The 24220-nt window shown below is 51.7% G+C and carries 21 protein-coding genes, 1 rRNA gene and 1 riboswitch; of the genes, 2 read left to right on the top strand and 20 right to left on the bottom strand.

Annotation, left to right across the window (positions count from 1 at the left end; all coding sequences use genetic code 11):
* Positions 1-281 precede the first annotated feature (281 nt).
* The 4 genes from purD to purM all read right to left on the bottom strand — a co-directional run bounded on the left by purD (position 282) and on the right by purM (position 5440).
* A complete protein-coding gene (gene purD, locus AC3Y23_RS22510) occupies positions 282-1547 on the bottom strand; it encodes a phosphoribosylamine--glycine ligase (protein ID WP_379203247.1) in 1266 nt (421 codons plus the stop codon).
* A gap of 26 nt (positions 1548-1573) precedes the next feature.
* Positions 1574-3121 carry a bifunctional phosphoribosylaminoimidazolecarboxamide formyltransferase/IMP cyclohydrolase gene (gene purH, locus AC3Y23_RS22505; RefSeq protein WP_379203245.1) on the bottom strand — a complete coding sequence of 516 codons (1548 nt, stop codon included), beginning with the start codon at positions 3119-3121 and terminating at the stop codon, positions 1574-1576.
* 661 nt (positions 3122-3782) lie between these two features.
* A complete protein-coding gene (purN, locus tag AC3Y23_RS22500) occupies positions 3783-4400 on the bottom strand; it encodes a phosphoribosylglycinamide formyltransferase (RefSeq protein WP_379203243.1) in 618 nt (205 codons plus the stop codon).
* Positions 4400-5440 (bottom strand): phosphoribosylformylglycinamidine cyclo-ligase, encoded by a 1041-nt coding sequence (purM, locus tag AC3Y23_RS22495; protein ID WP_379203241.1) that lies wholly within the window; start codon positions 5438-5440, stop codon positions 4400-4402. The genes purN and purM overlap by 1 nt, the downstream gene beginning before the upstream one ends.
* 200 nt (positions 5441-5640) lie before the next feature.
* Between purM and AC3Y23_RS22490 the strand changes: the two genes are divergently transcribed.
* A complete protein-coding gene (locus AC3Y23_RS22490) occupies positions 5641-5784 on the top strand; it encodes a hypothetical protein (RefSeq protein WP_379203239.1) in 144 nt (47 codons plus the stop codon).
* A gap of 20 nt (positions 5785-5804) precedes the next feature.
* Positions 5805-6011 (top strand): hypothetical protein, encoded by a 207-nt coding sequence (locus tag AC3Y23_RS22485; RefSeq protein WP_379203237.1) that lies wholly within the window; start codon positions 5805-5807, stop codon positions 6009-6011.
* A gap of 28 nt (positions 6012-6039) precedes the next feature.
* Here the strand turns inward: AC3Y23_RS22485 and purF are convergent, their stop codons facing one another.
* The 16 genes from purF to rrf form a co-directional block, all read right to left on the bottom strand.
* Positions 6040-7536, bottom strand: coding sequence for an amidophosphoribosyltransferase (gene purF / locus AC3Y23_RS22480; protein WP_379203235.1), 1497 nt, complete (start codon positions 7534-7536; stop codon positions 6040-6042).
* Positions 7521-9767: a phosphoribosylformylglycinamidine synthase subunit PurL gene (gene purL / locus AC3Y23_RS22475; RefSeq protein ID WP_379203233.1), complete on the bottom strand. Its 2247-nt coding sequence runs from the start codon at positions 9765-9767 to the stop codon at positions 7521-7523. Before purL ends, purF begins: the two co-directional genes overlap by 16 nt.
* Positions 9745-10434, bottom strand: a complete 690-nt coding sequence (gene purQ, locus AC3Y23_RS22470) for a phosphoribosylformylglycinamidine synthase subunit PurQ (protein ID WP_379203231.1) — start codon at positions 10432-10434, stop codon at positions 9745-9747. The genes purL and purQ overlap by 23 nt, the downstream gene beginning before the upstream one ends.
* 5 nt (positions 10435-10439) lie before the next feature.
* Positions 10440-10685, bottom strand: a complete 246-nt coding sequence (purS, locus tag AC3Y23_RS22465; RefSeq protein ID WP_066379412.1) for a phosphoribosylformylglycinamidine synthase subunit PurS — start codon at positions 10683-10685, stop codon at positions 10440-10442.
* Positions 10686-10731: 46 nt separating this feature from the next.
* Positions 10732-11622 (bottom strand): phosphoribosylaminoimidazolesuccinocarboxamide synthase, encoded by an 891-nt coding sequence (locus tag AC3Y23_RS22460; RefSeq protein WP_379203229.1) that lies wholly within the window; start codon positions 11620-11622, stop codon positions 10732-10734.
* 612 nt (positions 11623-12234) lie between these two features.
* On the bottom strand, positions 12235-13530 hold the full coding sequence (gene purB / locus AC3Y23_RS22455; protein ID WP_379203227.1) for an adenylosuccinate lyase: 1296 nt from the start codon (positions 13528-13530) through the stop codon (positions 12235-12237).
* 6 nt (positions 13531-13536) lie between these two features.
* Positions 13537-14679, bottom strand: a complete 1143-nt coding sequence (purK, locus tag AC3Y23_RS22450) for a 5-(carboxyamino)imidazole ribonucleotide synthase (protein ID WP_379203535.1) — start codon at positions 14677-14679, stop codon at positions 13537-13539.
* Positions 14680-14945: 266 nt separating this feature from the next.
* Positions 14946-15431 carry a 5-(carboxyamino)imidazole ribonucleotide mutase gene (gene purE, locus AC3Y23_RS22445; protein WP_379203225.1) on the bottom strand — a complete coding sequence of 162 codons (486 nt, stop codon included), beginning with the start codon at positions 15429-15431 and terminating at the stop codon, positions 14946-14948.
* 222 nt (positions 15432-15653) lie between these two features.
* Positions 15654-15755, bottom strand: a riboswitch (purine riboswitch).
* 227 nt (positions 15756-15982) lie between these two features.
* Positions 15983-16417 carry a universal stress protein gene (locus tag AC3Y23_RS22440; protein ID WP_379203223.1) on the bottom strand — a complete coding sequence of 145 codons (435 nt, stop codon included), beginning with the start codon at positions 16415-16417 and terminating at the stop codon, positions 15983-15985.
* A 53-nt stretch (positions 16418-16470) separates the two neighbouring features.
* On the bottom strand, positions 16471-16734 hold the full coding sequence (locus AC3Y23_RS22435) for a DUF1294 domain-containing protein (protein ID WP_379203221.1): 264 nt from the start codon (positions 16732-16734) through the stop codon (positions 16471-16473).
* Between the two features lie 163 nt (positions 16735-16897).
* On the bottom strand, positions 16898-18145 hold the full coding sequence (locus AC3Y23_RS22430) for an MFS transporter (protein ID WP_379203219.1): 1248 nt from the start codon (positions 18143-18145) through the stop codon (positions 16898-16900).
* A gap of 113 nt (positions 18146-18258) precedes the next feature.
* The gene (locus tag AC3Y23_RS22425) at positions 18259-19461 is read right to left on the bottom strand and encodes an MFS transporter (RefSeq protein WP_379203217.1); all 1203 of its coding nucleotides are present in this window, start codon (positions 19459-19461) and stop codon (positions 18259-18261) included.
* A gap of 305 nt (positions 19462-19766) precedes the next feature.
* A complete protein-coding gene (locus AC3Y23_RS22420) occupies positions 19767-20186 on the bottom strand; it encodes a MerR family transcriptional regulator (protein ID WP_379203215.1) in 420 nt (139 codons plus the stop codon).
* Between the two features lie 625 nt (positions 20187-20811).
* Positions 20812-22950 (bottom strand): DNA topoisomerase III, encoded by a 2139-nt coding sequence (locus tag AC3Y23_RS22415; protein WP_379203213.1) that lies wholly within the window; start codon positions 22948-22950, stop codon positions 20812-20814.
* Positions 22951-23118: 168 nt separating this feature from the next.
* Complete coding sequence (locus AC3Y23_RS22410; protein WP_379203211.1) at positions 23119-23865, bottom strand: acyl-[acyl-carrier-protein] thioesterase; 747 nt, start codon at positions 23863-23865, stop codon at positions 23119-23121.
* A gap of 260 nt (positions 23866-24125) precedes the next feature.
* A 5S ribosomal RNA gene (gene rrf / locus AC3Y23_RS22405) occupies positions 24126-24220 on the bottom strand; the annotation flags it as partial.

Genomic DNA, 24220 nt, shown 5'->3' with positions numbered 1-24220 from the left:
AGCGTAACTTCGGCATGCTCTGATACCTATCTTTCCCCGGTATGAACCATTTCTTATCATATGTTCTGAAAGATACGATTTCAAGTCATTGGCCTTAAGCCAGGTAATAAGTCCGCATGCTCTGATGTTTAAAAAGGCCTTTCCATGATCGGAAAGGCCTTTATCTGTATATATCCGCACATTTTCCCCCGTACGTGTTGTATTATAGCACTTCTTCTATCACTTGTCAGTCCTTTTTTAGGACTTATAGCGTAAAAAATGCTAGATACAGTCCTATTTCCTTAGAGGAGCGCCTTCATCGCAATGTCGCTGCGATTTTGCTTTCCGGGAAAATGTATCGCTTCGGCACGGGCATAAGCCGCTTCACGGGCCTCGCGAATATCCGCTCCCAGTCCTACGACGCCCAGGACACGTCCGCCATTCGTCAACCAGCTTCCATCCTCGCCACGAGCCGTTCCGGCATGGAAGACCAGCCCTTTCCCGTCCTCTTCCAAACCAGAGATCACTTCGCCCTTCGGATAAGAGCCCGGGTAGCCACCTGAAGCCAGCACTACGCACACAGCCGCTTCCTCGCTCCACTCAATCTCTATGTCTGCCAGACGGCCTTCCACCACGGCCAAAAAGATTTCGAGCAAATCACTCTTTAGTCTTGGCAGAACCACCTGGGTCTCTGGATCGCCAAAACGAGCATTGAACTCAATCGTCTTCGGCTTGCCATCCGGCGAAATCATCAGCCCTGCGAACAGCACCCCAGTGAAGGAACGCCCTTCCGCTACCATGGCTTTGGCCGTAGGCTCAATGATTGTCTCCACAGCTTCGCGGATAATGGCTTCGTCAATATGCGGCAGCGGGGAATAGGTCCCCATACCACCCGTATTAGGACCTTTGTCACCGTCGAATACTGGCTTGTGGTCCTGAGCCGCAGCCATTGGCCGCACCGTCTCTCCATCCACAAAGGCCAGAATTGACATCTCTTGCCCAGCCAGGAATTCCTCGATGACAACCTGTGCTCCCGCTTCGCCAAATACTTTGCTGACCATAATATCTGCCAGCGCCTTATCCGCTTCTTCTCTGGAGTAGGCTACAGTCACACCTTTGCCCGCTGCCAGACCGTCCGCCTTGATAACAATCGGCAGTGGCTGCTCTTGCAGATAAGCAGAAGCTGCTTCATAATTATCAAATTTTGCATAAGCCGCTGTCGGAATATTGTACTTTTGCAGCAGATCCTTCATGAAGGTTTTGCTGCCTTCAATTTCCGCCGCATTACGGCGCGGACCGAAGACTGGGATGCCTTCTGCTTCAAAAGCGTCGACAATCCCGCCAGCCAGCGGATCATCCGGTCCGATGACAACCAGACCGATCTCCCGCTCCTTCGCAAAAGCCGTCAGCTGGTCGAACTCAAATACACCGATCGGCACGCATTCCGCCAACTGCGCAATCCCGGCGTTGCCGGGTGCACAGTAGATTTTTCCGACGCGCGGGCTCTTGGACAGGCTCCATATAATCGCATGCTCACGGCCGCCGCCGCCAACCACTAAAATATCCATAACAATGAAATCCTCCCAAGCCAGCTCTAGTGTTTGAAGTGACGTACGCCGGTGAAGACCATAGCGATGCCATACTCATTGGCAACCTTGATGGACTCTTCGTCCTTGATGGAGCCGCCCGGCTGAATAACCGCCGTAATTCCTGCTTTTGCTGCGATTTCCAGGGTATCTCCCATTGGGAAAAAGGCATCGGAAGCCAAAATAGCGCCTTTGGCTTTCTCTCCAGCTTGCTCAATCGCGATCTTCGCTGCGCCAACACGGTTCATTTGACCTGCGCCTACGCCGACCGTCATATCATCAGCCGCCAGCACGATGGCGTTGGATTTCACATGCTTAACGACTTTCCAGCCGAACAGCAATTGCTTCAGTTCTTCTTCTGTAGGCTTGCGATCCGTAACGATTTGCAGATCATCCGGGTTAATGGAGTGCACGTCGCTCTCTTGAACCACCATACCACCGTCAATGGAGGTCACCACAAAGCTGCTCTTGCGCGCAGCTGCCGCACTGAGATTGCCGATTTTAAGCAGGCGGATATTCTTCTTCTTGGTCAGAATTTCGAGCGCTTCATCCGTGAAGCCCGGCGCCAAAATAATCTCCAGGAAGATATCCTTCAGCAGATTCGCTGTATCCGCATCAATGATCCGGTTAGCAGCAACAATCCCGCCAAAAATGGAGGTCGGATCAGCGTTGTAGGCTTTTTGATAAGCCTCATATACGCTCTCCCCTACGCCCACTCCGCAAGGGTTCATATGCTTAACCGCCACGACAGCCGGCTCTTCAAATTCCTTGACGATTTGCAGGGCAGCGTTGGCATCGTTGATGTTATTGTAGGACAGCTCTTTGCCGTGCAGTTGCTCGGCCGCTGTCAGCGTATCCAGCGGAGCCAATGGCTTGCGGTAGAAAGCAGCCTTCTGATGCGGATTCTCGCCATAACGCAGATCCTGGATCTTCTCGTAAGTTACCGTGTAGCGCTCCGGCAGCGGATCACCGGTTACATTTGACAAATAATCGGAAATCAGGGCATCATAAGCCGCCGTATGACGGAACACTTTTGCCGCAAGACGTTTGCGAGTCTCGAGCGTCGTATCTCCACCTGCACGAACCTCTTCAAGCACGGCTGCGTAGTCACTGGCATCCACAACCACACTCACAAAAGCATGGTTCTTCGCCGCAGAACGCAGCATCGTTGGTCCGCCGATATCAATGTTCTCGATTGCATCTTCATAAGTAACATCCGGCTTGGCAATCGTCTCCGCGAACGGATACAGATTGACCACGACGAGGTCGATGTAATCCAGACCAAGCTCACGCATTTGCCGTGTGTGCTCTTCATTGTCACGAACAGCTAGCAAGCCGCTGTGTACAGCTGGATGAAGTGTTTTGACACGTCCGTCCATAATTTCGGGGAACCCTGTCACATCGGAGATGCCGATGACCGGCACACCTTCTTTAGCCAGAAGTGTGCTAGTTCCACCTGTGGAGATGATTTCTACGCCCAATGCAGACAACTCGCGGCAAAAATCCACGATACCCTGTTTATCCGATACGCTAACCAGCGCTCTTTTGATACTCACTTTGAATAGTCCTCCTCCGGATGTTCCGTGCAATTTATAAAGCCGTAATAGCCAAGATAAACTAAAAAATAAGGGACCTCAATCTAAACGAAGTGAATCTGAATACCTGAGAATAGCTGTCTTGATGGAAAATGTTAAGCTGCCGGTTTATTGCTGCACTAGCGGCCCACTAGAATCTGCCCCCTGCCAATTAACAGGATTTCTTCCTGTTAATTTAGCCATTCACACCTTTTTGAACAATTTATCGGGAAAATATCCTGTTATTTCGTCCGATTTCATCAAAACCTGTCCAAACAGGCCGATTAACTGGAGTTTTTCCATTTAAATCGTCCAAAGCACGGAAATGAGGCACATTAACGGGAGAAATTCCTGTTAAACCATCGGCCTACATCCCTCACCATGCGACATCACTCGCAGTTTGTGCAATATTTCCCGAGAAATATCATACAATGCCGGTGTAAGCTCGATATGTTGCTTGGTGTCGTAATTTCAGGTTGAGCTAAGGGTTTGCATAATGGAGTAATCGGCGGTGCGGGAATGTTCCCATTTCTTCACTGTTGTCTCCAAATTCCTATCAATTATGTCGCTACTCGCCAACCCTTTTTCCACTATGTTACTTTCCAGTTCAACCTAAGTAGCAACTACTACATGCCTAAGCAACTCACTTTTCGCGGACCGTTACTTTTCTGCCCAACAGTTCAATTCGACCATCGGCAAAAGCACCGACCACATCGGCATACAATCCGTGTTCTACCTGATGAATCCGCTCAGCGAGCGTCTCGGCCGTATCGTTATCCTCCACAGCGACCGTTCGCTGGGCAATAACCGGGCCTGTATCCATGCCACCATCGACAAAATGCACCGTCACACCTGTCAGCTTTACACCATAATCCAGTGCCTGACCAATCGCATTTATTCCGGCAAATGACGGCAACAGCGAAGGATGAATATTGATAATCCGCTCTGCGTATGGCGTAAGCAGAACGGGTGTAATAAGCCGCATATATCCGGCCAGCACAATCAGCCCGATATCCCGGCGCTGAAGTTCGGCCACAATTTCTGCTTCATATAGCTCCCGGCTGGCAAAATCCTTCGGACGAAGCAGCAGTGTCGGAATACCCGCCTCCTCTGCCCGCTGTGCCGCCCCTGATTCCGGCTTGTCGGAGACAAGCAGTTCAATACTCCCTGCCCCCAGTTTGCCTGCCTTTTGTGCTTCAGCCAGCGCAGCAAAGTTGCTGCCCTGACCTGAAGCAAACACGGCGATCCGGTTCAATTGCATTATACTTCAGCCCCCGTAAAGGTAACGATGCGCTCACCTTCGGTCACAGTACCGATAATATAAGCCTCTTCGCCGCTTGCTTTGAGCAACTCAAGTGCCCGCTCGCCATTCGCAGAGTCAACGACCAGAACCAGACCAATGCCCATGTTAAATGTGGTGAACATATCGCGATTGGTTACGTCGCCTTTGCTTTGCAGCAGGTTAAAGATTGGCAGAATCGGCCACGAACCGTAGTTGATCTCCACATTCACACCGTCCGGCAGCACACGCGGAATGTTCTCGATGAATCCACCGCCAGTAATATGCGCCATCCCTTTCACTGGAAGCTGCTCGAGCAGCGACAACAAAGGCTTCACATAGATTTTGGTCGGTGCCAGCAACACATCTACAAGCGGTGCTCCCAGCTCATCAACTGTCTCATTCAGAGCATATCCGTCTTCTTCCAACAAAAGCTTGCGTACGAGTGAAAAGCCGTTGCTGTGCACTCCGCTCGAAGCTAGTCCAATAACTGTATCCCCTGGTGCAATGGTTGCTCCGGTAACCAGTTTGGCTTTGTCGGCAATACCAACTGTAAAGCCTGCGATATCGTACTCGCCAGCCGAGTACATGCCTGGCATTTCCGCTGTCTCGCCGCCAATCAGGGCACAGCCTGCTTGATGACAGCCCTCTGCGATACCTGCCACGATAGCTTCAATCTTCTCCGGCACTACTTTGTCGCAGGCTAGATAATCGAGGAAGAACAGTGGCTCTGCGCCTTGTACCACAATATCGTTCACACACATGGCCACTGCATCAATGCCAATGGTGTCATGGCGATCCGCCGCGAACGCGATTTTCAGCTTCGTGCCTACGCCATCTGTTCCCGAGACCAGCACAGGCTCCTCATATTTATCCTTATTGAGGCCGAAAAGCGCGCCAAATCCGCCCAGCTCAGTCATGACCTCGGGACGGAACGTGCGTTTTACGTGCTTTTTCATGCGTTCTACCGCTTCATTGCCAGCCGCAATATCCACTCCGGCGTTCTTGTAAGCTTCCGACACTATTGGACACCTCATCTTTATAGTTTAGTGTGCGTTTGCGGGGCGGCAGGGAAGGAGGTGGTTTTCAGACGTCATTACGATGAATGTTTGGACTTCCGATCGCTGTTATGATTGGATTTCCTGATTTAAACCGCTATCCTCGGTAGAAATCCAATCATAAAGGCGAACGCTACGCTTCTACAGCTCCAAAATTCCTCTCCATGACTTCCAAACCACCATACAACCCTGCCGCAAGCCGCAGTACGCACCTTGCACAGCAGCAAGGGTTCGGTGCTTTGGCCAAGCCAAGCACCTCACTAGGCGAGAAAAGCGCAAGCCGCATTTGCGCAGCAAACAGGGGCTAGCTTTTCTCGCCAGTCGGCGCTTGGAACGAAGCCAAGCGCCAGCCGTTGCCCGGCGTGCAGCATGCCGCCAGGGGGCGGAACGCCGTAGAGCTTGTCCCGTATTTGCCGGAGGCAAACAGGGACAATGCGGGCAGCCGCACCCCAGCACCCTTAGCAAGTTAAAACCAAACACCTACCGCCAAGCTTTCGGGTGGCCGGAGGGCAGCGCCCTCCGGGGTCCCCCTTAGCAAGGGGGATTTAGGGGGATGGACAACCCTAGCAGGAGCACCCATCCTTCTCTTCCCCACCGAAATCCACCTGCGTTGGGTAATCATTATCGAAGCAAGACAGGCAAAGCCCGCCTTTATAGTCATTACTGTTATATCCGCCGATAGAACTGATCAGCCCTTCTGGTGAGAGGAACGCGAGGGAATCCGCGTTAATCTCCTCACACATTTCCTCAATCGTCTTATACGACGCGATGAGCTCTCGGCGGTCAGGCGTATCAATGCCGTAGAAGCAAGGATTCTTGAATGGCGGCGAAGTAATCCGCACGTGTACTTCAACCGCTCCGGCTTCGCGCAGCAGATTGACGATACGGCGCGAGGTCGTACCGCGCACGATGGAATCGTCGATCATGACGACTCTCTGGCCTTCTACGACACGGCGTACGGCGCTTAGCTTCATCTTGACGCCTTGCTCACGCAATTCCTGACTCGGCTGGATGAACGTGCGGCCAGTATACTTGTTCTTGATCAGTCCAAGTTCATACGGGATCCCCGTCTGCTCGGCATAGCCAATAGCTGCTGAGATACTGGAATCCGGCACGCCGGTGACGATATCCGCATCGACGAAAGCTTCCAGCGCCATCCGACTGCCCATCCGCTTACGGGCGGCGTGCAGGTTCGAGCCGTTCAGATCGCTATCTGGGCGCGCAAAGTAAATGTACTCCATCGCGCACAATGCCTTACGCTTCGGCTCAGTGAAGCGATCTTCGCGGAGACCGTCTTTATCAAGTACGAGCAGTTCTCCCGGCTCAATATCACGTACGAACTCTGCACCAATGGTTTCCAGGGCACAGGATTCAGAAGCGAACACATAAGCTTCACCAACACGTCCCATGACCAGCGGACGCAAGCCGTGCGAATCGGAAGCCACCAAGAGCTTGTCATTGGTCATCAGTAGAAAAGCAAACCCACCGACAAGTTGCTCCAAAGCATCCTTAGCCGCTTCGACAAAATCCTTCGGCGAACGCGCAATCAAATGTGCTAGCACTTCTGTATCGCTTGTGGTCTGGAAGATCGAGCCGCTTTGCTCCAACTGACGCCGAATTAATGGCTCATTCACAATGTTACCGTTCGTAGCAATCGCCAGATCACCATCACGGTACTTGAACACAAGCGGCTGCGCGTTGGTCAATCGGCTGTCGCCGCTGGTGGAATAACGGACATGCCCGATGGACATGTCGCCGACCAGTGAGGCAATTCTGTCCTTATCAAATACTTCCTTAACCAGCCCCATGCCGCGGTGGTAGTTAAAATCGCGTCCATCTGCCACGCAGATACCTGCGCTCTCTTCCCCACGGTGCTGCAAGGCATGCAGACCGTAATAGGACATGGATGCGGCTTCCGGGTGTCCGAAGACCCCGAACACACCGCATTCTTCTTTTAACGTATCAAAAATATCTCCCGAGCCCGTTCCTTCATTGTAAAAGTCGCCGGTCCACAGAATAGGTTCCGTCTGCTCTTTCCCGGTCTTTATTTCATAAGACATGGAATGGCATCCTCCCAAACGGACTTCAGCGCAGATACCTGCTCATCAAGCGCGGCTGCGTCGTCCAAGTTCACACGCAATCTGTCTCCGCCAACGGTTCCGATAACTTCCACAGGAACTCCAGCCGCAGCAATCGCAGCTTTCAGTTCTTCGGCCCGATCCGGTGCTGCTGTCAAAATAATCCGCGATTGGCTCTCACTGAACAACGCCACATCACGGCGAAGTCCATTCGCAGACAGGTTCACGTTGGCACCGATGCCACCGCTGATACAGCTCTCAGCCAGCGCCGCAGCCAAGCCACCTTCGGATAGGTCATGCGCTGAACGTACTAACCCGCCGCGAATAGCGCCAAGTACACCATCAAGCAGTTTCCGCTCAACCGCAAGATCCAGCTCCGGCGGACGGCCTTCAGTTACACCGTGCACCGCATATTGGAACTCACTACCGCCAAGCTCTGCTTTGGTCGTACCGAGCAGCAAGATCGCATCGCCTTCCTGCTTGAACGCTTGAGTCGTAATATGGTCAGTATCGCTAACGAGACCCACCATACCAACAACAGGTGTCGGATAGATCGCACCGGAAGCATTTTCGTTGTACAAGCTGACGTTTCCGCCGATAACTGGCGTATCCAGCACACGGCAAGCTTCAGCCATACCATCAACCGCACGTTCCATTTGCCAGAAAATATCCGGTTTCTCGGGACTACCAAAGTTCAAGTTGTCTGTAATCGCCAGCGGCTCCGCCCCAGAGCAGACAATGTTACGTGCTGCTTCGCTGACAGCAATCCGTCCGCCTACTTCAGGATCCAGATAGACATAACGACCGTTACAGTCCGTTGTCATCGCCAGACCTTTGCGTGTTCCTTGAATCGTAACTACTGCCGCATCCGAACCCGGACGAACCGCAGTGCTAGTCCGTACCATGTAGTCGTATTGGTTGTAAACCCAAGCTTTGCTTGCTACAGTTGGCGATCCCAGCACCTTGCGCAGTGCACCACCAAGATCAGTCACTTCTTCATAACGCAATGTATCTACAGAAGCATTCTCTTCATAATAAGCAGGAACTGCAGACGGCTTGTCATACACCGGGCACTCATCTACTAGCGCCGTTACCGGCATATCGCCAACCACTTCGCCGTGATGGAACAGCTTCAGTCGTCCATCATCCGTAACCTTACCTACTTTGCGGCAGATTACGCCCCAACGGTCAAAAATCTCCTGGGCCTGCGCCTCATCCTTAGGTTCAACTACAAACAGCATCCGCTCTTGGGATTCGGACAGCATCATTTCATAAGGCGTCATGCCTTCCTCGCGCTGTGGCACCTGATCCAAGTACAATTCCAGTCCATTGCCCGCTTTACTTGCCATTTCCGCACTAGAGCAGGTCAGACCGGCCGCACCCATATCCTGAATACCGAGCACAATGCCGCTGTCGATCAGCTCCAGACAGGATTCCATAACCAGCTTCTCCATGAACGGATCGCCTACTTGTACGGCTGTACGTTTAGCTTCGGATTCCTCACTCAGTTCGACGGAAGCGAAGGTTGCACCATGAATGCCATCCCGACCTGTAGGAGGACCTACATAAAAGACAGGGTTGCCCACACCTTTAGCGACACCGCGCTGGATTTTATCATGATCGATCAAGCCCACACACATCGCATTGACGAGTGGATTGCCATCGTAGCTGTCGTCGAACATAATTTCGCCGCCGACAGTCGGAATGCCGATACAGTTACCATAGCCTGCAATTCCGGATACTACATGCTCGAACAAATACTTTACCCGGTCACTTTCAAGCTTCCCGAAACGCAGGGAGTTCATTAGCGCCACCGGTCTTGCACCCATCGAGAAAATATCACGAATGATACCACCCACACCTGTTGCCGCGCCTTGGTAAGGTTCTACTGCCGAAGGGTGGTTGTGACTTTCGATTTTGAAAACAACCGCTTGATTGTCACCGATATCCACGATACCCGCGCCTTCGCCCGGTCCCATCAGGACACGTGGTCCAGTCACCGGAAAACGACGGAGCAGCGGTTTGGAGTTCTTGTACGCACAGTGCTCGGACCACATTACGCTGAATACACCGATTTCTGTGTAGTTCGGCAAACGGCCCATGAAGGACGTAATCAGCTCATACTCGCTGTCCGACACGCCGAATTGACTGTAAATTTTCTGCTCTTTGATCTGTTCTGCGGTCGGTTCCTTAGCGGATACTTGCTGCGCCATGACGATCCCTCCAGGTCTTCAAGATTGATGTGAACATCCGTTTACCGTCTTCCGAGCCAAGCAGGCTGTTGACTGCACGCTCAGGGTGAGGCATCATGCCAACCACGTTGCCTGCTATATTGCTAACACCTGCAATATCAGCCACGGAACCGTTAGGATTGTCGCTGTATGTGAATACGATCTGATCATTAGCTTTCAATTGCTCAAGTGTCTCTTCGTCACAGTAATAGTTGCCTTCGCCATGCGCGATAGGAACAACGATCTCTTCGCCTTCGGCATAATCCACGGTAAATGGTGTCCCATTGTTAACCACCTTAAGCACCGTATCATGACAGCGGAACTTCATCGACTCGTTGCGAAGCAGTGCGCCCGGCAATAGTCCAGCTTCAGTAAGAATCTGGAATCCATTGCAGATACCTAGGACGAATTTGCCTTGCTCTGCTGCTTTGGCCACTTCAGCCATTACAGGAGCAAATCTGGAAATAGCGCCGCAGCGCAGATAATCTCCATAGGAGAAGCCGCCTGGAACGAGAATACAATCATAGGCCGACAAGTCTGTCGCCGTATGCCACACATAATCAACTGGTTCGCCGAGGCCTTCTTCTACCGCTTTATAGCAGTCGATATCACAATTGGAGCCCGGAAAGACAAGTACCGCAAATTTCATGACTTTTAGTCCTCCAATTCGTAGCGGTAATCCTCGATCACCGTGTTGGCCAGCAGCTTTTCACACATATCTTTAAGGCGTACTTCCGCTTCAGCGCGGTCATTCGTATCCAAGGTCAGCTCCATATATTTACCGATACGCAAACTTTCTACTTCCTGAAAGCCAACTGAGTGCAGTGCACCCTGAACTGCTACCCCTTGGGGATCGAGCACACTTTTCTTGATGGTGACATAGACCGTTGCTTTTAACATACGCTTGTAGTTCCTCCTAAAAGTTTGTGGGCATACCGTAGAGCATCTATAGAGACTTGCCGGTAAGACGATGATAAATATCCAGATAACGGCGGGTGGTTTCCTCCACCACTTCATTTGGAAGCGGATCAGGCTTGCTATTCTTATCCCAGGAAGAGGCAGCGAGGTACGACCGTACCGGCTCCTTATCCATGCTATCAATCTCAATATCAAGTGCGTAATTGTCCTTAGCCCAGAAGCGTGAAGCATCCGGTGTGAAAATCTCGTCGATCAGAATCACCTTGCCGTCCAGCAGACCGAACTCGAATTTGCAATCTGCGAGAATGATGCCCCGTTCGGCGCAGTATTCTCTGGCAAAAGCGAACAGCTTCAGGCTTTTCTCCTTCAGCTCAAGCGCCAGCTCCGCTCCAATCAATTCTTGCATCTTCTCGAAGGGAATATCCTCGTCGTGACCGACATCGTTTTTAGCCGCCGGGGTAAAAATCGGCTCCGCCAGCAGCGCATTCTTGCGCAGGCCTGTAGGAAGCTCAATACCATTGACCTTGCCGGTCTCCTGATACTGCCTCCAGCCACCGCCGGTGATGCAGCCCCGAACGACGCATTCGATGTCGATACGCTCCGCCTTGCGGGCCACCATAACACGGTTGCGCAAAGCTTCCCGATCCTTGACGATCCCGCCAAGCTGATCCACATCGATATGCACCACATGATTCTCGATCAAGTTCTTCGTCTGGCCGAACCAGAAAGCACTCAGCCGGTTAAGCACATTGCCTTTCTCCGGCACCGCCGGATCGAGCACATAGTCGAACGCGGAGATGCGATCTGTGACGACGATCAATACGTTATCCCCCAAATCGTACAGCTCACGAACCTTCCCTTTATAGAGCAGCGGCGCATCAATGAGTTCCACAGCTGTGGATATGGCCGGTGATGTCATGATCTTTCCTCCCTATGAACGAATGATCTTCTATAACTTGCGAAACCTGTAACTTTTGCGAAAAGAGTATCTCCTGCTACGTTGCTTCTTGAGAGCGGTGTTTACGGTATTCACCATTTACGGCCTATATCATATCGGTAATCAAAGCAGGTTCTACGCGTAAATAACGGCATTTTTGTACCTTAATTAGTGCCAACCCCGGGGCAACCTCAGATTAAAGGCATTATTGCACCTTAAATCTTTCAAATTGCCCTCTAAGGGGCCTTTTCCCTAAAAATAAGGTACAAAAATGCTCTTATTTCCCCTTTTTAGCCTTAAACACAGGATATAAGGTGCAATATTGCCGTTAATTGCAAATCGCACTAATACTAACGTCCTTCACAATCGCTGCGGCCGCTCCAGTGCTACGTGGCCGTTAAAAGCACGTAGCACGGTGGCCGTCCTACGACTACTTAGCAGACAAAACCATATAGCACCACGTCTGTTCAGCACTAGTTAGCAAGCAAAACCATATAGTACTTCTCCGTGCCACCACTACTTGGCAGATAAACCATGCATTCCTGCATCCATCCCGCCGCTACTCCGTTATGGAAGCTTGTAGCACTCTATCTACTAAATCAGCTCCAGCTTGCGGAAAATGGTGTCTACATGCTTCAGGTGCCACGAAGGGTTGAAGGCATCTTCAATTTCTTCCGGGCTGAGCACGCTGGTGATCTCAGGTGTAGCTTCCACGATATCGCGGAACTGCGTCTGTTCTTCCCAAGCCTGCATCGCGCGCGGTTGTACAGTATCGTACGCTTGCTCGCGGCTGAGGCCTTTGTCGATCAGCTTCGTCAGAATGCGGCCGGAGAACGGTACGCCAAAGGTGCGGTTCATGTTGCGCTTCATGTTTTCTGGGAAGACAGTCAGGTTCTTCACGATGTTCCCGAAACGATTCAGCATGTAGTTCAGCAACATCGTCGCATCCGGCAGGATGATCCGCTCTACGGAAGAGTGGGAGATATCTCGCTCATGCCACAGCGGCACGTTCTCGTAAGCAGTAACCATATGACCACGAATCACGCGGGACAGGCCGGAGATATTTTCGCAGCCGATTGGGTTGCGTTTGTGCGGCATTGCCGACGAGCCTTTTTGTCCCTTGGCAAAAGCTTCTTCCACCTCGCGGATTTCGCTCTTTTGCAGGGCGCGGATTTCAGTAGCGAATTTGTCGAGTGAAGTTGCAACCAATGCCAACGCAGCCATGTACTCTGCATGACGATCACGCTGCAGGGTCTGTGTGGAGATTGGCGCCGGGCTAGTGCCCAGCTTGCGACAGACGAACTCTTCTACAAACGGGTCGATGTTGGCATACGTGCCAACCGCACCGGAGATTTTACCAAACTGCACACCATCAGCTGCACGGCGGAAACGCTCCAGGTTCCGTTTCATTTCTTCATACCAAAGCGCCATTTTGAGACCAAAAGTAGTCGGCTCAGCATGAACACCATGTGTACGGCCCATCATCGGTGTATCTTTATAGGCAATCGCCTTGTCTTTCAGAATTTCAATAAAGTTAATAATGTCCTTCTCCAGTATCTCGTTCGCCTGGCGCAAAAGATATCCCAGCGCAGTATCAACGACATCCGTAGAAGTCAGGCCGTAATGCACCCATTTGCGTTCCGCACCAAGGCTCTCGGATACGGCACGGGTAAAAGCAATCACATCATGGCGGGTTTCCAGCTCAATCTCATTAATGCGGTCGATATCGAATTTGGCATCCTTACGCAGCTTCGCCGCATCTTCATGTGGGATTACGCCAAGCTCGGCCCATGCTTCACATGCGCACAATTCTACTTCCAGCCATGCTGCGAATTTATTCTCTTCGGTCCAAATGGCCCGCATTTCCGGTCTGCTGTAACGTTCGATCATATTTTTTCAGTTCCTCCAAAGGTTAGATTGCTCTACCCAGGACAGCCCGTCTCCGGTGTCCTTGCAGAGCAGGTTGATATGGCCCATTTTACGACCATTTTTGCTCTCTGTCTTGCCATATATATGAAGCTTAGGGATAACCCCCAGCTTGCCGGCTATTTCATCATAAGCGCTAACCTTACTTACCGCACCTTCCAAGTGCTGTCCAAGCACATTGACCATCACCACCGGGGTCAGTAGCGTCGTGTCTCCCAGCGGCAGATTGGTAATCGCCCGCACATGCTGCTCGAACTGCGAGGTCGCACAAGCGTCCATAGTATAATGCCCAGAATTATGCGGTCTTGGCGCCAGCTCATTGACGAACAGCTCACCATCCTCCGTAACGAACATTTCCACGGCCAGCAGGCCGACAGCGTTCAATCCGGTGATCAGTCTCTCCGCCAGCTCGCAGGCTCTGCGCTGAATCTCTTCCGATACCCTTGCAGGCACAATAGAGAGATGCAGAATGTTGTTCACGTGGATATTCTCCGCAGGCGGGAAGCTTTTCACCTCGCCAGACGCGCTGCGGGCGGCAACTACGGAGATTTCGCACTGAAAAGCAACGAATTTCTCCAGGACCAGCTCCGGCACGGCTGCTTCGGTTGATTTGCCCGCTTCACCGGCGGGCGCTCCAGCCACTGCGGCTCCCGGCGCTACCTGCCGGAACGCCGCTTCGAGCTCGGCCACCTCGCGGATGACGGCTTGCCCCTTGCCGTCATAGCCCCCTGTGGCTGTCTTCAGCACACAGGGCAGGCCCAGTGCGGCAGCCGCGGCCTCAAGCTCGGCCAGGCTGCCCACCTTGCGGTACGGGGCGACCGGCACGCCGGCAGCCTCGATCGCAGCTTTTTCACGCAGTCGGTGCTGTGTCGTATACAGCAGCGCACTGCCCTGTGGCACGTACGATTCCTCCGTCAGCAGCGCGGCTACGCCTGCGTCGACGTTCTCGAACTCGTACGTGATCACATCGGAGCGGCGCGCCAGCTCACGCGCCGCGTCCCGGTCGTTGTACGCCGCCGTAATCTGCGGCGTTACTTGCCCGCAGGGCGCATCCGGCGCAGGGTCTAGCGCCACAAAGCGGTAGCCCATGGCGCTGCCAGCCAGCGCCAGCATGCGGCCAAGCTGGCCGCCGCCGAGCACGCCGATGGTCGAGCCCGGCAGCAGTGTCCGGGCCGTTGCCGCCCCGGACGTCCCCGTTCCGGCGTCCGTTACCGAACCATCTCTACCGGCCGCTGTCGATCCGGACGGCCCTGTTCCACCGTCCGTCCCCGAACCAGCCCCACCGGCCGCTGTCGTATCCAGCGCCCCATGGGCAGCAGCGGCGCCATTACCCGCGCCGCCTGCCACATCCGCAGCCAACAGCTTCTGTGCCTCCGGCCTCATAAGCTGTCGCTGCTTTCCAGCACTCCGGCGGTAATAGCATCCCGCCGGAGCTGCACTCGATCCTGCACCTGCGGATCGAATGCGCCGATGATTTGCGCGGCCAGGAGGCCCGCATTCACGGCTCCAGCACGGCCGATCGCTACAGTCGCCACCGGAATCCCGCCTGGCATCTGCACGATCGAGAGCAGCGAATCCAGGCCGTTCAAGGCCTTGGATTGTACGGGCACACCAATGACTGGCAGTATCGTTTTCGCTGCCACCATCCCTGGCAGATGCGCTGCTCCGCCTGCGCCTGCAATAATGACGCGGAGGCCACGCCCCACCGCTTCCTCAGCATATTGGAACATCAGGTCCGGCGTACGATGCGCGGACACTACCTTTTTCTCATAGGATATTTCCAGTTCCTCAAGCACTGCACAGGCGTGCTCCATCGTTTCCCAATCCGATGTACTGCCCATGATGACACCGACTTGCACAGACATGATTTGACCCTGCCTTCCGTAAAAATAAGATGGATACACATTAGTTTCCCATAATTCCGAAAAAAAAAGCCCGATTTCCAGACGCATTTTGCTGCGGGAGGATCGGACTGCCAAGGAAATACATGAGGGCGGGTCCCGCTGTCCCTGAATGACATTTCATCCGGTGCGGGAAAAGCACATACAGCTTCGGCCAGTTATACGGGCCCGGTGCTGCTGCGGCTATCCTTCATCACATCTCCTCGTAGTCCGGTAATTTACGGTTCCCGGGTAGAAACTTCCGGGCCATATCCCCGGCTTTATACGAGCTGTTCATAGCTTTAGTTTAACAACGCCCTACACATCATGTCAACTTAAACACGAACATTGTAAAATACAAAAGTTTAAACGTTCGCTTTTGAGTATCTTTTCTTTCGTAATAAAGGGCTAATGTTCTGCAAAACAGATTTATTTTCTTACAAAGGCTTCCACCTTCAGGATTAGGGACCTGACAACCTGTACCTACTTGTACGCAAAAAAGGGGAATGCCGCTAGCGGCCTCCCCTATAATCGATTTATTTGACAACCAGCACTGGAATGCGTGCACTTTGCACGACATTATGGCTGACACTTCCCAGAACGAATTCACGGATCCCACCAAGCCCACGGCTACCGATGACAATCACATCCACACCGTTCTCCTTGGCATAATTCAGAATGACCTCCGCAGGCGAACCCTGCAGCAGCTCTACCTTTGCATTCAACCCTTCCGCCTCAAGACGTCCCTTCACTTCTTCTGTCGTCTGCACCGCGAGATCATAATATTCCTTGTTCACCGAAGCTGGCAGAGGCGCAAGAGCTTCCCCGATGAAAAAGCGCGGGAAATCAAATGCGTGTACGACATGCAGGGATGAACCTGGTGTGACCTTGGCCAGTTCAATTGCGCGCTCCAACGCTTGATTGGAAGCCTTAGAACCGTCATAGGCGAGCAAAATTTTAGAGAATAACATGTACGCCACCTCTTTTTCTGTTTTGTATAGCCATCATGAAATTCATAATGCTATCATCTTAGAAAATAGCTGTAGAGCAAGGCATTCAGAAGCAGCAGCAGCGGAATTCCGATCCTAAAGGACATATGTCGCGTCTTGTGGCGCTTGCGGTACATTGCGATCAGCACACCTAATGCTCCGCCCATGGCCGCCAGCAGAAACAGGGTCTTTTCAGGTACCCGATCCCGTCTTTTCCGGGCTTTGTTCTTGTCCTCTGACATGACCACGTACCCAATAATATTAATCGCCACAAACCACAGCATGACCAATTTGACCATTCTTTCCGGCCCCTCCTCCTTGCAACCTATCTACTTCTTATTATATTACCCTTTTCACAAAAAACCAATAATAGTCCCCCGATGTTCCGCGAGGCCGGGCTATCTTGTTCTGACTGTTCAACTGGGCATTCGAGATTCTTAACATTCTACCGGCCTGACACTCTCAGCGCAAAACCTTCTTCGCAGGCACTTTTCCCTCGATCCATACCAGGGACAACACCGCCGCCAAGGCAGCAGCAATTGCTCCTAGCCAAAATCCCCCCGCAAGACCATACGCCGAGCTCATCCAGCCAGCCACGAACGGTCCAGCCGACATTCCTGCAGCATACACCGCTTGGTAAAACCCCATAGCCGTAGCCCGTTTAGCCGGGTCAACACCCGAGACCGACTTACCTAGCAGCAGCGGAAAAATGAGGCCCTGCATAAAGCCATTGCCCACTTGAGTGATGCATAGGGCGGCAAGCGTCGGCATGAATGGGATGAATAAGGTACACAAAGCAGTTCCGACAAAACCCAGTAACAATGTCCCTCGGTCACCCAGTAGCTTTCCGAACATACGAGAACCATAGAGAGTGGCTACCGCATGCGGGACCATGAAGGCCAGTGTCAGCCAACCCAAACTTTCTTTACTCGCCCCGATACTCAACGCCTGATTCGGCGTATAACCAAACATCGTAATGAACAGCACGCAGTGGGCCAAAGCCGACAATAGTGATACCCTGACTAGCAGCGGCTCCTTAATAACGAGTGCCAAATCCTTGACCTGCATCCTCCCTTCGCTTCGCTCGAGCCTTTGCTCCGGCAAGCGGAGAGCCAACAACAGGGCCAAGATAGCAACAATGCTACCGATCAGAAACGGTGTACTCCAGCCCCAGTGATCAACAATATAGCCACTGATCATCATGCTTGTGAGCTGGGCGATCACTGTAGTAAACTGCAGCATGCCCATTGCTTTTCCGGCTTCATCCTTAGAAAAATATCCCGTGAACATCACCGTGTACACAACCCATGCCGATGCAGAAATGCCGGACACAGCCCGGGCTGCAAGCGCCCAACCAGGCGCTGCACCCCACATGAACAGCAAACAGCTCACCGCTGTTGCAATAAGTCCCAAATAAATAAACGGTCGTCTGCGGTTCATATAGTCCGAACCGATGCCCATTGGTAGACGGAACAAAATCTGCATCAGCCCGTACACACCAAGCACCATGCCAACCATCATGTAGGAAGCACCCAAATGCTCTACGTAAGGTGAAAGTATTGGAACATAGATATAAGAAGAGAACCAATAGAAATAAACAATGATCAAAAAGAAAAATCGGCTGTTCCGACCCCGATGTGAGGTTCCTGCCGATGCAAGTTGATCTGCCTGTCGCAGATCGGACATACCATCACCTGCTCCATCCTTCATAGTCCGAAGGCTTGGTATTTCACAGGGTTCGTCTTCGGCCCTTTAAGTAAAACACATCCCTCACGGGTTTGGAAGATGATGGAGCGAGTCAACCTCTATCGACAACAAATCTCTCAGTGTCCGGCAGAAGCCTTATCCACATGTGTCAGATACTTGCGTCCCAACAAAACTATGCCGATAGCAACCACAACGAATAATGCACCAATGTAAAAAGGAACATGCGGGTTGTACCATTCCGCCAACTTGCCGGCCAGCCAAGGTGCCAATGCACCGCCGATAAAGCGTACAAAACTGTACGCAGCCGATGCCGTGGACCGCTCTACAGGTGCCGCCTCCATAACAGCCGTTGTAATAAGCGTGTTATTGGTTCCGAGGAAAGCTCCGGCAATGATTACTGCCAGAATCATCGTAATTTGTGAAGAGGTCCAGATTCCCATGACCAGTAGCGTAAGGGCAAAGAGCAGTAGAGCAGCAGACATGGAGCGGATCGACCCGAACCTTTTTTGCAGACGCGGGGCGACAAAGACAGAAGTGAAGGCCAGCAGCAAGCCCCAGCCGAAGAACACATAACCTAAACCATGCTCATCCAGATTCATTACAAACGGCGTGTACGCCATCAGTGTGAAGAATCCAAAGTTGTATAAGAACGCGGTAATGGCCAGCACCAGCAAGCCCGGATGTCTAAGCGCCTTAAAAGGATCAGCCAGTGAAGCCCGGCTTTTCTGTTTTGGAATCTTCGGCATTAGCAGCCCTATGGATATAAAAGCTATTGCCATCAGTGCGCCTACACCGAAGAACGGCCCGCGCCACGAAATTGAACCGAGTTCACCGCCTAGCAGCGGTCCGACCGAAATCCCTAGCCCCAGAGCCGCTTCATATAAAATAACCGCCTTAGCTGAACCGCGCACCGACAGGCCTACAATCGCCGAGAGGGCTGTGGCAATGAACAGCGCATTGCCGAGACCCCAGCCAGCTCTGAAACCAACAAGCTGTCCAATGCTGCTCGACATTCCGCCCAGCAGAGCGAATATGACTATTAATGCCGTTCCCGTCATCATCGTCCATTTCATCCCGATCCGGCTAGAAATGAAACCTGTAACCAACATCGCGATCCCAGTCACCAGATTATAACTGGAGAACAGCAGTGATACCTGACTCGGCGTAGCATGCAATTGCTTACCGATAGCCGGCAAAATCGGGTCCACCAATCCAAGTCCCATAAAAGAAATTACGCAAGCAAAAGCCACGGCCCAAACCGCCCGTGGCTGAGTCAATCGTCCGGCATTGCGTTGCAAACCTTCCGAGTCTATTCCCATTTTCTTTCCCTCCAAATTTAGATCTCAAGCTGTCCAGACTAACTATCCCCAGACCTCATCGATCGTTGTTCCAGCTAGTATGGACTTAACTCTCCTGTGACTACAGTTGCTCCAGAACATCCCAGGATCGTTTCCTCATATCCTCCAGCTCCGCTCGGAATGATGTCATCTTTTCCAGCTAGTATGGACTCAACTCTCCTGTGACTACAGTTGCTCCAAAACATCCCTGGATCGCTTTCTCATATCCTCCAGCTCCGCTCGGAATGATGTCATCTTGTCCTAGTATGGACTCAACTCTCCTGTGACTACAGTTGATCCAGAACATCTCTGGATCGCTTCCTCATATCCTCCAGCTCTGCACGGAATGATGTCATTTTTTCCAGCTTCCGGTCCAGAGCTTCTAACTGTTCACCCAGCTTTTGCTCCAATTCAATCAGCTTTTCCTTCCGTCCTGGCACTTCGTCTCTCCCTTTGTAATGGCTGCGATAGCTTTCCAGCAAATCATGAAAAGCTACAAACTGTTGCAAATCCACCAGTGAGATGCCCAGTACTTCCTTCGCATCCATAATCCTACGGAGACTCTCAATGTCCTCCTCGGTGTATAGCCGCGTTCCCTTTTCGCTCCGCTGCGGTGAGGCCAGCAGCCCCATCTCTTCGTAATAGCGGATGGTTCGTTTGGTTAGCCCAGTCTCCTGCGCGACCTGTTCAATCTTTAACCAGCTCATAACAGCCTCCTGCTCCAATCTATTAGGTCATTACTTTATGATTATTTTTGACTACTCTTATATTATATATAATGTTAACGTTAACGTCAAATTTATGCCTTGTTCATCCTTATTATAAGTACCTTATGGCGGCACGATACAAAAAAAGACTCGGCAACCAACACCGAGTCCTTTCATATTTTTAGAGCCAAGCCAGCTAATCTTTCTCTTATCTTTTCGATGAAAATTAGGCTGTGTTTCTGACCCCAACACATTTACTTAATAGCGTGAATTTCAACGTACTTCAAGATTGGAGGCGAGGAGCTCTTACTTGTAGTGATTGCCAGCCTCTTCTTCCTTCTGCTCTGATCTAATCTAATCAGCTTTGTTCGTAATGTCTTTTTTTCTATTATAAGCTGAACTTAAGAATTAATAAGCGTCAACCGACTGATACCATACCCCAACAGGGATTTACCGATTCATAAGGTTAGATCCATATCGTTATATTTATAACGTCTGAAGCTTCAGCTCGCCCTCTATAGTGAGGCCTTTAGCTACTCCTGAGATTTTAAACAAGCGAATTCCCTACTTGCTACTATTACTGACCCCGTTGCTCCTTTTTTTTGAAGATACGCGGCCCTACTCGCTACTCGTTTCCTTTCTTGCCTTCCATTGCAGCCTTTAACAGCTCACCCAGGTTGGAGCCGATGCTCTCCTGCTTACTGTACTGCTGCACGAGCTTCTGCTGCTCACGCTTGTTGACATGCTTGTGGTCTTTATCCATCGTCTCTGTAATACCGCAACCGAGGCATTGTACGTACAGTCCTGCCTTGCCTTCTTTCAGTTCCATTTTCTTATGGCACTGTGGACAGCGGCGGTTGGATAAGCGCTTCTCTCCCGAACGGGTGTAGCCACAGCTATCTGCCGGGCAGATGAGCATCTTACCCCGCTTGCTCTTCTTCTCCAAGAGTCTTGTTCCACATTCCGGGCAATGACTGTTCGAAACATTATGCGGCTTGTATTCCGCCGAGCTGGTCTTTACGCCAGATACAAGCTCCTGTGCCATGCTGCGGATACCCTGCAGGAATGGCTCAGGACGGCCTTGACCGCGAGCGATCTTCTCCAGCTCTGCTTCCCAGCGAGCAGTGAGGTCCGGTGTGCGCAGCTGTGGTGATACCAGACCGATAAGCTGCTTTCCTTTGCCCGTCGGATGCAGCGAATTCCCTTGACGCTCGATCGTATCCGAGCTAACCAGCTTCTCGATAATGTCGGCGCGTGTGGCTGGGGTGCCCAGCCCGTGCTTCTCCATTTGCGTCAGCAGCGACGCCTCCGTATACCGTTTCGGCGGCTGAGTCCGTCCGGCTTTGACTAGGCAGCGCCGGACCGTAACCGTCTCGCCCTCGCGCAGCTCGGGGAGCTTTACACCGCTCGCGGCTGGTTCATCCGCCGCTTGCTCATCCTCGTCGTCGTTACTCATATCGCCGCCGTAAACCTCACGCCATCCGGCATCTTTTACCGTGGTGCCTTTGACGTGGAAGCTCTCGCCCTCCACCTGTACAGTCACCGCTACAGCATCGTAGCGAGCCGGTGGATAGAACAAGCTAATGAAGCGCCGTACGATCAGGTCGTACAGCTTCCGTTCCTCCGTGCTTAAGCCATTCAGCAGCACCGTCTGCTCCGTAGGAATGATCGCATGGTGATCGCTCACCTTGCTGTCATCTACAATCCGCTTCGTGATCGGCAGCGGTTTGCGCAGCAGAGGACGGGCTAACGTCGCGTAAGGCCCGACAGCCACACTATCCAGACGCTCCTTCAGTGTTCCCGTCATATCAGAGGACAAATAACGGCTATCCGTACGCGGATAAGTCACCAGCTTATGTTGTTCATAAAGACGCTGCAATACACTGGATGTCTGCTTCGCAGAGAAGCCGAACTTGCGGTTAGCATCGCGTTGCAGCTCCGTCAGGTCATAAGCGAGTGGATGCGGCTCACTCTTTTCACTTTTTTGTACCTTCGTAATCCGTCCGTTCCGTCCGGTCAGCTTCTCGCTTAAAGTTTTTGTCTTCTCTTTATCAAAAATCCGTCCATCTCCACCATTGGCCCGCCAGCTAGCCTGAAAATGCCCAAAATCAGCAGACAAGGTCTCAAAATCCTGCGAGCGGAAGCTGGTAATTTCATTTTCCCGATCCATGATCATTCCCAGCGATGGTGTCTGCACCCGGCCCGCCGATAGCGGTGCGCCGAACTTGCAGGTCAATGCCCGCGTTACGTTCAGCCCAATCATCCAGTCGGCCTCTGCCCGGCAGCGTGCTGATTCATACAACCGGTCAAAATCCTTGCCCGGCCGCAGTGCAGCAAACCCCTCCTTGATCGCCTTATCTGTCTGCGAAGAGATCCAAAGGCGCCGGAACGGCTTTTTCCAACCGGCCATGTTCATGATCCAACGCGCCAACAGCTCACCCTCACGCGCAGCATCGGTAGCCACAATCAGCTCTCCGACATCCTGCCGTTTCATCAGATGCTGTACCGCCTTGTACTGTTGGCTCGTCTCCCGCAGCACCTTCAGCTTCGCTTTCTCCGGCAGAATCGGCAGATCCTCCAAAGCCCAGGTTGCAAATTTATTGTTGTAATCCTCAGGCTCCGCCAGGCCAACCAAATGCCCCAAAGCCCAGGTGACTATATATTTAGGTCCTTCAATATAACTCTTCTGCTTCTCCTTACATCCCATAACCCGCGCAATCTCCCGCGCCACAGACGGCTTTTCCGCCAATACGAGTACCTTCATAACTCTCTCCTTTCCATACGGAATTATTATAGCATTAAATGAAAGACAGCAAATAACGTCAGGACTGATTTACTGTAAGGGCATACATCTTTCCTAAAAACAAAGGACCTTGTCTATATCAGATTAGATCTCTCCGTTTAATAAAAAAGAGTACTATATACAATTTTCTTATCTTTCAAATATCAAACAAGCAGTGAATAAGATCGTATCGCCGGAAATCCCCTGCACATACGCTCCTTCAGTTGACAACGAAGACCGGGAAATTGTTATCTCCTGTCCAAAGGTCGCCTCTTGTGAATAAGTGATATTAAACCGTTTCAGCTTTTTTCCATCCCATTCATCCAAAGACAGCGCATCACAACATAAATCACCGTACTTGGCATTGTTCAAGTGCCCGTTATTGTCCAGTCCGCTGTATCTTACTTGATAGCGATAAGCTTCCTGCATAAGTAACCCCTCAGGAATCTCCACTTTGCTCGGCATCTCTCCTACTGAGTCGGCTACATAGTGCTGCACTGGAACTGGTAGTGCCGAAGGCCGGAGAATTTTACGTTTTTCGATATCAACCAGAGCCCAAATAGAGCGCGCGCTCGCAATCTCATTGTCACTACTATCAAAAATTCGGTAATCCCGCTGCCACAAAGCGCCTTTGGTTCCCTTACTCCAAGTTCGAATAGATAGCGTGTCATTCGGCCGTGGCGTGGATTGAAAATCAATGTCCAGAGTAATTAGCATCCATGCCATTCCTACCTCTAACAATTTCTCCAGACTAACTCCTAGCCCACCTACCGCAGAATCCGCTGCACGCTGCATCATATCCAGAATAAAGGACAATTTAGCATTGGAACGATAATCTGTATCGCTAGCATGTACAACCTGCTTCTCTATCCACACAAGTTTATTAGAGTTATCCATAGGTATCCTTCTTTCATGTAAAAATATCTATCAGTTTTGTAGGCGGTATCCACATATCCCACTGCCTATCCACATAATCTGGGGAGTACTCACCTAAAAAGTACTTAAAAACACTTAAAAGCCCTTATCCACATGTGGGTAACTTTAAATAGTTTACACTTTTCCTGTATTTACCCACAAACTCATCTGTGAATTTTTCTGTAAATTAAAACTTTAGACAACAAAAAAGTCCTTGTTGATTACTCAACAAGGACTCATGTGCTTGGCGGCGTCCTACTCTCCCAGGACCCTTCGGTCCAAGTACCATCGGCGCTGGAGGGCTTAACGGTCGTGTTCGGGATGGGTACGCGTGGAA

The organism is Paenibacillus sp. MAHUQ-45, from assembly GCF_058133325.1.
The sequence above is the reverse complement of the archived record's forward strand: the minus strand, read 5'-3'. Positions and strand labels throughout refer to the sequence as shown.